General features: G+C 32.4%; 10 protein-coding genes. 4 read left to right on the top strand and 6 right to left on the bottom strand.

Annotation, left to right across the window (positions count from 1 at the left end; all coding sequences use genetic code 11):
• Nucleotides 1–72 precede the first annotated feature (72 nt).
• Nucleotides 73–1359, bottom strand: coding sequence for an anthranilate synthase component I family protein (locus QWY99_RS05180; RefSeq protein WP_290262343.1), 1287 nt, complete (start codon nt 1357–1359; stop codon nt 73–75).
• Between the two features lie 210 nt (nt 1360–1569).
• Between QWY99_RS05180 and QWY99_RS05175 the strand changes: the two genes are divergently transcribed.
• Nucleotides 1570–2469, top strand: coding sequence for a DUF4349 domain-containing protein (locus tag QWY99_RS05175; protein ID WP_290262340.1), 900 nt, complete (start codon nt 1570–1572; stop codon nt 2467–2469).
• 196 nt (nt 2470–2665) lie between these two features.
• The gene (locus QWY99_RS05170) at nt 2666–3040 is read left to right on the top strand and encodes a DoxX family protein (RefSeq protein WP_290262338.1); all 375 of its coding nucleotides are present in this window, start codon (nt 2666–2668) and stop codon (nt 3038–3040) included.
• Nucleotides 3041–3118: 78 nt separating this feature from the next.
• Here the strand turns inward: QWY99_RS05170 and lpdA are convergent, their stop codons facing one another.
• Nucleotides 3119–4522 (bottom strand): dihydrolipoyl dehydrogenase, encoded by a 1404-nt coding sequence (lpdA, locus tag QWY99_RS05165; RefSeq protein ID WP_290262337.1) that lies wholly within the window; start codon nt 4520–4522, stop codon nt 3119–3121.
• Between the two features lie 1445 nt (nt 4523–5967).
• Complete coding sequence (locus QWY99_RS05160) at nt 5968–6426, bottom strand: Lrp/AsnC family transcriptional regulator (RefSeq protein ID WP_290262335.1); 459 nt, start codon at nt 6424–6426, stop codon at nt 5968–5970.
• A 350-nt stretch (nt 6427–6776) separates the two neighbouring features.
• Between QWY99_RS05160 and QWY99_RS05155 the strand changes: the two genes are divergently transcribed.
• The gene (locus tag QWY99_RS05155) at nt 6777–7979 is read left to right on the top strand and encodes an aminotransferase class I/II-fold pyridoxal phosphate-dependent enzyme (protein ID WP_290262333.1); all 1203 of its coding nucleotides are present in this window, start codon (nt 6777–6779) and stop codon (nt 7977–7979) included.
• A 651-nt stretch (nt 7980–8630) separates the two neighbouring features.
• Here the strand turns inward: QWY99_RS05155 and QWY99_RS05150 are convergent.
• Nucleotides 8631–10562, bottom strand: coding sequence for an amino acid permease (locus QWY99_RS05150; RefSeq protein ID WP_290262331.1), 1932 nt, complete (start codon nt 10560–10562; stop codon nt 8631–8633).
• 480 nt (nt 10563–11042) lie between these two features.
• On the opposite strand from QWY99_RS05150, the gene QWY99_RS05145 reads away from it, so the two are divergent.
• Nucleotides 11043–11576 carry an STM3941 family protein gene (locus QWY99_RS05145; RefSeq protein ID WP_290262329.1) on the top strand — a complete coding sequence of 178 codons (534 nt, stop codon included), beginning with the start codon at nt 11043–11045 and terminating at the stop codon, nt 11574–11576.
• A gap of 140 nt (nt 11577–11716) precedes the next feature.
• On the opposite strand, the gene QWY99_RS05140 is transcribed toward QWY99_RS05145, so the two are convergent.
• Both QWY99_RS05140 and QWY99_RS05135 read right to left on the bottom strand, forming a co-directional pair.
• The gene (locus tag QWY99_RS05140; RefSeq protein ID WP_290262327.1) at nt 11717–11980 is read right to left on the bottom strand and encodes a SemiSWEET family transporter; all 264 of its coding nucleotides are present in this window, start codon (nt 11978–11980) and stop codon (nt 11717–11719) included.
• 250 nt (nt 11981–12230) lie between these two features.
• Nucleotides 12231–13163, bottom strand: coding sequence for an AraC family transcriptional regulator (locus QWY99_RS05135; protein WP_290262325.1), 933 nt, complete (start codon nt 13161–13163; stop codon nt 12231–12233).
• Nucleotides 13164–13204: the final 41 nt, after the last annotated feature.

The raw sequence follows: 13204 nt of genomic DNA, 5'->3' as shown, positions 1-13204 counted from the left end.
TTTAAATTTGAATCTTTTATTATAATTTGTTTTTACAAATAGGCCGTTAAAAATACAAAATAGTTTCATTAACTACTGTAATACTTGTTGCATGGCTTTTGCCTTGAGTAAACACTCTGCATATTCTTTTTCGGGAACCGATTGTGCTGTTATTGCACTCCCAACCGAAAATGAAATGTATTTATTTTCTTGATTATATAAAATACTTCGAATAACAACATTAAAATCAAAATCTCCATAGGGAGTAAAATAACCTACTGCCCCACTATACAGACCACGTTTAGTTTCTTCTAGTTTTTCGATAATGTTCATTGCCGAAATCTTTGGTGCTCCTGTCATACTTCCCATCGGAAATGTAGTTTTTAAAACATCGATTGCCGAATATTGCGAATCTAATTTTGATGTAATCGTAGTAATCATTTGATGCACCTGCAAAAACGAATAAATTTTGCATAATTCAACCACTTCAACTGACCCTTTTTGGGCTGTATGCGATAAATCATTCCGAACCAAATCGGTAATCATAATATTTTCGGCACGTTCTTTTGGATCGGCCTCCAATTGTTTTTTAGAAGCGGCATCGGCTGCATTATCTTCAAAACGTTTTGAAGTTCCTTTGATAGGCTGCGAAATTATCTGATCTCCTATTTTACGAATGTATCTTTCTGGTGAAGCTGATAATAGAAACTGTTTATGGTTTTTAAAGAAAACAGTTAATGGCGCTTGCGATATTTCATTTAGTTTCTCGAATTTCTCTAACGGATTGATTATCGCATCATCTGCATAAAATTCCATACAAAAATTAGCTTCGTAAAGATCTCCACGATGAATATGTTCTAAAACTGAATTTACTTTAGCAATGTAATCTTCTTTTGAAATTCGTTGCTTTATCTCCAATTCATTCAATGAAACATAGGATTGCGTCTCAAGCGTTGCAATCTCGTTATAATCATCTTCTACTTCATCATCACACATTGATAAATATTGAATCTCTAGCTGATTCCCTTTCAGTAAAAATATTTTTTTAGGCTGAAAGAAAAATAAATCTGGAAATTCTAATCCATCAAAATTAGCAGATTGCAACGCTTCAATATCATTTTTTAAGTCATAAGTAAGATAACCAAAAAGCCAATCTTTAGTGGTCTGCTGGTATTGTTTTAAATCTTCGAATGCGTTATGAAAATCGGTTTTTATTGACGTAAAAGCATCTACAGCCAGCAAACAATCGAAGCTTGAATATTCTTGTGGATATAAATTACTATCCATAAAAACAACTTCTCGGTATTGTTGTGCCCAAACTAAAAGTTGCTGTTTAAAGCCTGTAGGATTTGGAATATCCTTGTAAATTGAAACTCTCAAAAATTGTTTTTTTTTAATGCCTCAAAATTACGACAAAAAAATTCCTTCGATAATGTTATCTCAAAAAATATTGGCACGCTTTTTATTACTCCACATAATAACCCATTTCTAAAATTGATACGATTATTGAGACAAAACTACTTACACCCTATTTTAAAAAAAACTATTACGAGAAACCTATTTATTAATCAATACTTATATCAATCACCTATGAAAACAATTGCAAAATTTAGCTTGACTACATTAGTACTCCTCGCTGTATTATTTTCCTGTAAAAAAGCAGATTCATTAGCTGAAGATTCTATTTCAGATCCATCAAATGCAACAACTGATATTATTTCATCGGCGGCGGCTGTTGAGAAAAAAGACAGTAGCCATCAGTTTATTCGAACCGCTGACATAAAATTTAAAGTCAAAAATGTAGCAAAATCTACTTATGCAATTGAAAATGCAACGGTGAAATTTGGAGGTTTTGTCACTTATACCAACTTACAAAGCACAATTCACGATGAGATACAAACAAAATTAAGCCAAGATAGTACGTTGCAAACTACAAAATACTCTGTAATAAACAACGTAACAATTCGTGTCCCTAACACGCAACTCGATACTGTTATAAAATTAATTGCCAAACAAATAGATTTTTTGGATTACCGTGTTATCAAAGCCGATGATGTTTCTTTAAAACTACTTGCAAACCAATTAGCCCAAAACAGAAGTGCTGAAAATCATAAAAGAATTGAAAAAGCAATTGATAACAAAGGCAAAAAGATAAATGATGTAATGCAGGCCGAAAATACGCTTGCAGCTCAAAAAGAACAAAATGACGCTAGTAAAATCGAAAAACTTTCTCTAAAAGATCAAATTAATTTTAGCACCATTACGTTACAACTGTATCAAAATCAATCTCTAAAAGAAGAAGTAATTGCCAGTATCAAGGACAGTAATACCTACAAACCTAATATTGGAATTGAAATTATTGATGCTCTAAAAAATGGTTGGTACATACTCCAAGGAATAATTGTGTTTTTCATAAATATTTGGCCTTTTATTTTAATCGGAACTGGTGGCTATTTTATTTATAGAAAATATGTTAAAAAAGAGTCATAAATATAATAAATCACGCATTTATTTATAGCGTAAAAATCACTATATTTGATATAGCATTAAACAAATCCTAAAACACAACTAAATAGTTTACATAATTCATAATATTTTAATAATTAAACACGTTTTCTTAATTATTAGAATCAGGTAATTTCATATCAAAAATTGTATTTTTTAATCTATAAAAATCATCAATATCATGAAAATCGCTACTATTATTATCAGAACTTTAATTGGCCTTTTACTGCTTTTTGCTTCTATAAGTTACTTTCTAAATTTAATGCCAGAACCAGTAGTAACTGGAAATTTCAAAGCATTTAATATCGGTTTGATCGCATCAACTTACATAATGCCATTAGCAAAATCAATAGAACTAATTTGCGGTATTGCCTTTGTAATTGGCCGTTATGTAACGCTAGCCAATATTTTAATTCTCCCTATTACCATAAATATTTTATTTATTAATTACTTTATGACTCCTGAGAATTTACCTGTTGCAGCTTTGTTATTTTTAGGAAATCTATTTTTAATTTACAGATATTGGAATAATTACAAAAGCGTATTTACTGCTTAATAAACTTTACTATCCCACATAAAAAAAAACCCGACTAAATTAATTGTCGGGTTTCTGTTTTTATACAAAGATGTATTACTATACGTGTAATGCTCTGTTATCTGTAGCAGCCAAAGCAGCTTCTTTTATTGCTTCTGCAAATGTTGGATGCGCATGACTCATTCTTGAAATATCTTCAGCAGATGCTTTGAATTCCATTGCTGTAACAGCCTCTGCAATTAAATCAGCAGTACGAGCTCCAATCATATGTACTCCTAAAACTTCATCCGTTTTAGCATCTGCAATGATTTTTACAAATCCATCTAAATCTCCACTTGCTCTTGCACGTCCTAACGCTTTAAATGGGAAACTTCCAACTTTATATTCAGCTCCCGAAGCTTTTACTTGCTCTTCTGTTTGTCCAACAGCTGCAACTTCTGGCCAAGTGTAAACTACACCAGGAATTAAGTTATAATCAATATGTGGTTTTTGACCTGCTAAGATTTCAGCAACCATTGCTCCTTCTTCTTCTGCTTTGTGTGCCAACATTGCTCCACGAACAACATCACCAATTGCATAGATATTTGGAACACTAGTTTGTAAATGGTCGTTTACCTCTACTTGTCCTCTATCAGAAATTTTTACTCCTGCTTTATCAGCATTTAATCCGTCTGTGTATGGACGACGCCCTACAGAAACTAATGAATAATCTCCTTCTAAAGTAATTGTTTCTCCTTTTGCATTTTCAGCTTGAACTACAACAGCATCTCCGTTTCTTTCTACCGATTTTACTTTGTGAGAAACGTAGAATTTCATTCCTTGTTTCTTCAATACTTTAGTTAATTCTTTAGACAAAGCACCATCCATTCCTGGAATAATTCTGTCCATAAATTCAACCACAGAAACTTGTGATCCTAAACGTAAATATACTTGACCTAATTCGATACCAATTACTCCTCCACCAATAATAACTAGGTGCTTAGGAACTTCTTTCAAAGCTAATGCCTCTGTAGAAGTAATGATTCTTTCTTTGTCAATTTTGATAAAAGGCAATGATGAAGGCTTAGAACCTGTAGCAATAATTGTATGTTTTGCTTCAATAGTTTCAGATGTTCCATCTTCTTTAGTAACTGCAATATGTGTTGCATCTACAAACGAACCTAATCCTTTTAAAACAGTAATTTTATTTTTATCCATTAAATAATTAACCCCACCAGCAGTCTGATCTACAACAGCTTGCTTGCGAGCAATCATTTTCTCTAAATTTACTTTTACTTCACCAGAAACTTCAATTCCGTGATCAGCAAAATGTTTAATCTCTGCATAATGATGCGAAGAAGACAATAATGCTTTTGAAGGAATACAACCCACATTTAAGCAAGTTCCTCCAAGAGAATTGTACTTTTCGATTATAGCAGTTTTGAAACCTAATTGTGCGCAACGAATTGCCGAAACATATCCGCCGGGACCTGAACCTATAATGACTACGTCAAATGAACTCATAGTATTGATTTTTTATTTTTTTAGCGATACAAAATTAAGGAATTAAGTTTTGTTTGAACTTTAAAACTAGAGTTTTTTCTCAGGATTTCTCGAAGTATGGAAAACTTATGGTAATGATTACATAAAAATGTTAAATTTTATTTGAGATTTTGCATAAAATGAAGTTTCTTGTTTTTTCCACTTTGAGGTATTATGTGGAAATTAAAAAAATATAGAATTACTTATGCTGATTCAGCCGATTTTTTCCCTCGCAAAAACGCGAAGACGCAAAGAGTTAAAATAATTCGACTAAAGCCTTTACTCTATGGTTATTGATTCTTCCAGCTAAAGCTGAAAGCTGTTGAGTAAGAACTCTCAGAACCTTTTCCTCAAAACCTTTGAACCTTTGCTCCTTTTATACCTAAAAAACTTAGAACCCTAGAAACTCAGTATCTCAGCACCTAAAAAAAAATCATTTGAACCTTTGCAACTCTGAGCCTTTAACGCATTGATTGAGCTAATGTTCTCTCGCAAAGACGCGAAGACGCAAAGAATGGGATTCATTCGGATAAACCCTTTGCTCCTTTGTTACTCTGAGCCTTTGCTCCTAAAAAGCTTAGAGCCTTAGAAACTCAGTACCTCAGTACCTCTTCCTCAAAACCTTTGAAACCTTTGTAACTCTGAACCTTTAACACATTGATTGAGCTAACTTTCTCTCGCAAAGACGCGAAGACGCAAAGAATTAAAACAATTAGGATAAAGCTGAAAGCTAATAATTAAGAACTATCAGCAAATCAGCGCCTTAAAAAAAACCTTTGCAACTAAAAAACTCAGAACCTTAGCATCTTTATCAAAAACCTTTATCATGTTGATTGAGCTAATATTCTCTCGCAAAGACGCGAAGACGCAAAGAATGAGATTCATTCGGATAAACCCTTTGCTCCTTTGTTACTCTGAGCCTTTGCTCCTAAAAATCTTAGAGCCTTAGAAACTCAGTACCTCAGTACCTTTATCATATTGCTTGAGCAGTTTTTCTCGCAAAGACGCGAAGACGCAAAGAATGAGATTCATTCGGATAAACACTTTGCTCCTTTGTTACTCTGAGACTTTGTTCCTAAAAAACTTAGAACCTTAGAAACTCAGTACCTCAGCACCTTTAAAAAAAACCTTTAACGCATTGATTGAGCTAATATTCTCTCGCAAAGACGCGAAGACGCAAAGAATGGGATTCATTCGGATAAACCCTTTGCTCCTTTTTTACTCTGAGCCTTTGCTCCTAAAAAGCTTAGAGCCTTAGAAGCTCAGTACCTCTTCCTCAAAACCTTTGAACCTTTGTTACTCTGAACCTTTGTTACTCTGAACCTTTGTTACTCTGAACCTTTGTTCCTAAAAACTCAGCACCTCAGAACCTCTTTTTTAAATCCTTTGTGCCTTTGCAACTCTGAACCTTTGTCCCTTAAGAACCCCTAAAAAGAAATCACGGTTGTATTTTTCACTTCACTAATCATGAAAGTACTTTGCGTGCTACCAATGTGCTGCAGTGTTGTTAGTTTGGTTACTAAAAACTCACGATACGCTTCCATGTCTTTTACAAGTACTTTAAGAATATAATCGTAATCACCACTAACGTGATGACATTCGAGAACTTCTTTTAGTTGTGTTACTTCACTTTCGAATTTCGTTAAAAACTCTTTCGTATGTTGAATAAGTTTAAGGTGGCAAAAAACGACAAATCCTTTTTCTATTTTAGATTTGTCTAGTAATGCTACATATTTATGTATTATCCCTTCTCGCTCTAACTTTTTTATTCGTTCATAAACTGCCGTAACCGAAAGGTCTAATTTTAAGGATAGTTCTTTGGTTGTTTTTTTACTATCCGTTTGAAGTAGTAATAGTAATTTTTTATCTATTGAATCTAGTGTCATAATTTGTAGGGGGATTAGACTGAAAAATAATCTATTTAATTCTTATTTCAAAAACAAAAATAGACAATAAATCTACTCCAATAGTTTTACACAGATTTATTATCTAAATACAAAGCCTACAGTTGATTATTATTCTAATATGTTATTATTTTGATTAAGATTTGTAAACAATGTAAATTGATCGTTACGACATCCTTTTTCATCTTAGATTGGCGAAAAGGTATATCAAGAAACAACAACAAATAGTAAACAGACGAAGTAGTTAATCCTTTACTATTTGACATAGATTTAAGTGAAAATAAATAGTAACAAGAGGAAGAAATTAATTCGTTTCTCATAATAACATAACAATGGAAAATTTTAATCCGGCTGATAAAATTCAGGATTTACAGTATTTTGGGGAATTTGGTGGTGTAAACCCATCCATTTCGGATTCTTCTACCTATACTTTCCTTTCAGCAAAGACAATGTTTGATACTTTTGAAGGAAACATGGAGGGCTGTTATTTGTATTCTCGCCATTCATCGCCAAGTAATTTATACTTAGATCAGGCACTTGCCGCAATGGAAGGAACTGAAACTGCAAATGTTTCTGCTTCTGGAATGGGAGCAATTACACCTACGCTAATGCAATTATGTAGTAATGGGGATCATATTGTTTCGAGTAGAACTATATATGGTGGAACGTATGCTTTCCTTAAAAATTTCACTCCGAGATTTGGCATAAAAACAACTTTTGTAGACATTACAAAACTTGATGTTGTAGAAGCTGCAATTACTCCAGAAACTAAAGTTTTGTATTGCGAAACTGTGAGTAACCCTTTATTAGAAGTTGCTGATATTGCAGGCTTATCTCGTCTTGCAAAAAAACACAATTTAAAATTAGTTGTTGATAATACATTCTCTCCTTTGTCGGTTTCGCCTGCAAAGTTAGGTGCTGATATTGTGATTCATAGTTTAACAAAATATATAAACGGTAGTAGTGATACTGTTGGCGGTGTAACTTGTGCTTCTAAAGAATTCATAAATAGCTTAAAAAATGTAAATAGTGGTGCAAGTATGCTTTTAGGACCTACTATGGATAGTTTACGTTCTGCTAGTGTGATGAAAAACCTTCGCACGCTACACATCCGTATCAAACAACACAGTCATAATGCGCATGTTCTCGCTGATAAATTTGAAAAAGACGGACTTAAAACGGTTTATCCAGGTTTAAAAAGTCATCCTAGCCATGCGTTGTACAAAACAATGATTAATCCTGAATATGGTTTCGGTGGTATGCTTACAATTGATGTTGGTTCTTTGGCAAAAGCAAATGAATTAATGGAATTGATGCAAGCTCGAAATCTCGGATATTTGGCGGTTAGTTTAGGTTTCTACAAAACTTTATTTAGCGCTCCCGGAACCTCAACTTCTAGCGAAATCCCACTAGAGGAACAAGCCGAAATGGGCTTGACTGATGGCTTAATCCGATTCTCAATTGGATTGGATAATGACATCGAAAGAACCTATCAAATGATGAAGGCCTGCATGGTCGAGCTTGGGATTTTGTAAACACGAAACAATTCTTTATAAATAAATTTGCTTAATTTTTAATTGGTTTGTTTGAATCCGCTGGAGTTTTCTCTGTGCGGATTTTTTGATTAGACTCACTTAGATTTTTGGATTGTTAGACTACTTAGATTGTTTGATTGCTAGACTTCTTAGATAGTTAGATTGTTAGACTACTTAGATTGTTAGACTGACTTAGATTTTTTCTTTTTTCTCTACTCTTTTCTCTATTCTTTACTCTATTCTCTTTTCTCTACCCTCTTTCTTGTTAGACTTCTTAGATTTTTAGACTGGCTTAGATTTTTAGATTGACCGAGATTAGACTTCTTTTCTAATATCTTTCTTCTATTTTCTTTCTTCTAGCATCTTTTTTCTATCATCTTTTTTCTAGCATCTTTTTTCTAGCATCTTTTTTCTAGCATCTTTTTTCTATCATCTTTCTTCTAACATCTTTCTTCTAGCATCTTTCTTCTAGCATCTTTCTTCTAACATCTTTCTTCTAACATCTTTCTTCTAGCATCTTTCTTCTAGCATCTTTCTTCTAACTTTCCGACTAGCTAGAGTGCCTCTTTTTTAAAAACAAAAAAAATCCGTTCTGAAAATAATCAGAACGGATTTTAAATTTGAATAGCGTCTTTAACTAAAAACTATATATTACTGCTTTATAAAATTTAGCTTACTATTTTTTTGGCTAAAGCTAAAGTAAATACAAAGACCTATAATTAACCAAACTGTAAAATAAATCCAGTTCCAAACACTTAATTCGGCCATCATATAAAGACAACAAATCAAGCCTAATAATGGAATTAAAGATAAATTTTGTCTAAAAGCCCAAACAGTTAATCCAACCAAAACGATTAAGAAAATCCACATTGGTATTTTGTGTTTGAACAAGCTTAATCCGCTTTCGTATTTAATCGAATCAGCAACTGGTAAACCTGCAATTACGCTTGCATATTTAGCCTCGTCTTTTTGATATTGCTTTAATATTAATTCTAAATCTGGTTTTTCTGTTGTAGCATTAGCAGGATCAACAGTTACTAAATAATCATATACTATTTTAGTATGGCTTTTATCAAGAGAAGTAATAATATCTGCTGGTTGATTAATTTGAGTTTCATTCATAATAAAACTCATTGTTGCTTTTTTGTTGTATCCAAAAGAAAAGACCAATCCAATAATCAATAAAATTGGCATTATAAATTTTGAATTTACATAAGGTGTTCTAAATTTCCCCCTTGGAATATCTGGTTTGTTCTGTAATACTAAAACTCCTGCACAAACTAATACAAAAGCAAACAAAGTTCCAATACTACATAAATCTGTAACCATTGTAAGATTTAGGAATAAAGCAGGAACGGCAACAACAAAACCTGTAACGATGGTTGCGTATGATGGTGTTTTGTATTTAGGATGCACTTTAGAGAAACGTTTTGGCAACAATCCATCACGACTCATACTCATCCAAATACGAGGTTGTCCCATTTGAAAAACCAATAAAACACTTGCCATTGCAACTACAGCACTTACGGCAATAATTCCTGACATCCATTTTAAATCTAATTTTTCGAATACAAAAGCAAGTGGATCTCCCACGTTAAGTTGATTGTAACTTACCATTCCCGTAAGTACCAATGCGATTGCTATGTATAAAATGGTACAAATTATAATTGCCCACATCATTCCTCGTGGTAAATCACGTTGCGGATCCTTGCATTCTTCGGCAGTTGTTGAAATAGCGTCAAAACCAATATAAGCAAAGAATACAGCAGAAACACCTTTTAAAACTCCTGTAACACCATTTGGTGCAAAAGGGTCCCAATTGGCGGTATCTACATAAAAAACACCAACTGCAATTACCAAAAGTACCACACATACTTTTACAACAACCATTATATTACTCGCATTACGAGATTCTTTCATACCACGATAAATCAGAGCAGTAATCAAGATAATGATTAATAAAGCGGGTAAATCGGCAACAAAATGAAAGGAACCTATCATCGGTGATGTTGTCCATGCTGTGTAGGCTGCTTGTAAGGCTGGCTCTAAATTCTCGAATGCTTTTCCGCCATGCATTAAAGCAGTAGCATCATTAAATCCGTTAGAAGCAGTTAAATAGTCCATTTGAACCCACTGGGGCAAGTGTATCCCCCCGCTGGCGAGCAATCCTGTAAAATAATCACTCCACGATATGGCTACGGTTATATTACCTACTGAATATTCCATTATCAATGCCCAACCAATGACCCAGGCTATAATTTCTCCAAAAGCTACATACGAATACGTATAAGCACTTCCAGAAACGGGAACCATTGAAGCAAATTCTGCGTAAGCAAAAGCAGCAAAACTACAGGCAATCGCTGTAAAAAGGAATAAAAAGATAACTGCTGGTCCTCCATCGGCACTAGCTTTACCAATAGTACTAAAAATACCTGCACCTACAATTGCTGCAATACCAAAAGCTGTTAAATCACGTGCTGTTAAATGTTTACCTAATGAATCACTCCCGTTGGCATTATTTTTTTCAACTTGACTTAAAATATCTTGTACAGTTTTTTTTCGAAATAGACTTGAAAACGACATAGGTGTATTTGCTATTAATAATTAATTTATTTCGGGATTTTTCCTTTTATTTTGCAAATAATGCGAAAATTATCCTGAAATCAAATATATAAAACGATTTTGTTATGTAGCACTCTCGATTAACTTTTTATCAAGATCTAATATTAAGCAAAAAAAATGAGACCACAAAAATCTAATCTCAAGTTTTACAAAATGAGACTTTTACATCTTTTTGTTCTTTTATATTAGATCATTTTAGTCCTTGCTTTTTTTATAGTTTAAAACAAAAAAAAGACATCTATTTCAATCTAATAAATTCATCTGTTTACTCTTTTTTAAGAATATACTTCTCTTTTAAAAATAGCATACAATAATAATTAAAGAATTTCTAATCAAATACAAATGTAAGCAATAACTCTCTTATATAAACTGTAGTTAATTTTATTTGTAGTAAATTACATTTTTATGTAGTTAATTCACAAATATCAAATACCACATTTTATGAAAAAAGAAACTAAGTTGTATCGAGATACAAGAAAAGCCAAAAACATACTTTTATTTACTGGGTCAATTGCAATTTTATTAGCCATACTATTTTTATACTCTACAGGATTATTAGATGATGAACTTAAAATTAAACCTGTTGTTATATCAGGTAGTTTACTTTTAATTATGTTTTTCATATCGCTAAAAATTCTTGTAAAAATTATAGACAAAACTCCATTAATTGAAATAGACACTATAGGTTTTTCTGGAAGCACAACTCCATTGTCCAAGGCTTTTGGAAGAATAGAATGGTCTGATGTTACCAATATTAAATTGAAGAATGTAAGAGAAGACACTTTGGTTGTTGCTACACTTGGTAACGCAGAAAAGTTCCGTAACCACATTTCAAAAATAGTCTGGGAAATGGCTCATGATGAACAAAATTCTGAATTGAACTTAATGTACTCAGTCTCTGAAATAGATATCGATGCGCAAGAATTGTATGATTTGCTTTTGAGTTATTGGAAAACTCAAGAAAAAAAGAATTAAAGCAACCATTGCAATTAGTAAGACTAATTTATAATCCAAGAACCAACAACTAAAAATAACAAAAACTAAGATTTATAACTATGCGAGTTAGATTAAAAATACCCACTTCCGAATTATTTAAAATGCACCTCTCTTTTTGTTTAAAATAGTGCTGTAATAGAAGTTAAAAAACCAAAAATAATCCCTGGCATATTCGCAATTGCTAAAGGCCAATCTTTACGTGGTTTTTTCAGTAAACCATATAAAACCCATAAAGTACAGTTAACACCAGCAACTAAGGGTTGTAACCAATCTCCTTTATGTCCATTAAGGTTTTGTTGAATTTGAGGTATATAAGACACATACATTGCCATGGCTGTAAAAGTAGCTACCCATCCTAAAACTTTAAGAAATTTAGACTCCATAGTTTTCCTTTTTTAAAATTTAAATAAATTCTAAAATAAACAAAAAAACATAAAAAAAGCTCCTAAAAACACATTACCATTCGATTAATTCAAAATAAATGGTTGTTTTACATGAAATTTAAATTTAATTCAAACGATTAAGCCCTACTCTTTAAAATTATAAAACACACAAAACCAAAAACATAGATTGCTAAACATTTTATAAAAAAATTCATAAAGACGAAACCTAAAAAAAATAAGTATAATCGCACTACTTGAGCTTACTTGGTAACATTCCGAATTTCTTTTTAAATGCTACTGTAAAATGTTGCTGATTTTTATATCCTACCGTTTCTGCAACTTCTCCCACATATTTTTTATCATCCAATAATAACTGTTTTGCCTTATTCATCCTTAAATCGTTTATATACTCAAATACAGTTAATCCAAAGAGTTCTTTAAAACCTTGAGTTAGTTTTCGTTCGTTAATACCGATAGAAGAGGCAATTTGTCTAATCGTGTAACTTTCCATATAATGGGCATTCATAAATTCTTGCGCTTCATAAAATTTAATTCTATCGGAATTTTTAAATGAAAACGGCTTTGAAAAATCTGCTTCATTAAATAAAGTCGTTTGTAGCAACAAAAGTTCTGTCATTTTAGCTTCTAAGAACAACATATTAAGTTTTCCCGAATAAGGTGAATTACTTATTTCATTTATCAAGTTGTATATCTTGGGCGTAATCGATAATTGATGACCTGGCCACACCTTATTTCTACCAGATTCTATTAGATTATTTACTACAGGAATTTCACTTGATAGCAAACGTTCAAAATGTTTTGCACCTATCCGAATTTCTAAAAAATTACCTTTTGTGGTTGGCGACATAATAATTTCAGGATTATTATCTTGTTGGTAGAACAAAGTATGATTTCCGCCATTCACATTTATAGTTTGAGGATGTACCATTACACTTTCTCCACCAAGTCTAAAATGCATTTCAAGTACCGCATCTTCAATATTAAGCTGAATCGTTTTAGGATTGGCAATTTGATATTGGCATCTAATAAATTGCAAAGCATCAAATGAAACTTCGTTGAAATGAAAAAAACCTTCATTCTCCGTTTGTTCGATTCTAATCTCTTTTTCTCGAAAATTCAAGAAATCTTTTCTTTTTAAACTAGTACGATCAATGGTTAGCATATCCTTAAAATTATAAATTAAAACCCGATTACGTCAATTAT

Source organism: Flavobacterium branchiarum (genome assembly GCF_030409845.1).
In the GTDB taxonomy this organism is placed as follows: Bacteria; Bacteroidota; Bacteroidia; order Flavobacteriales; family Flavobacteriaceae; genus Flavobacterium; species Flavobacterium branchiarum.
Note: the sequence above shows the minus strand (reverse complement) of the source record. Positions and strands in the feature narration are given on the sequence as shown.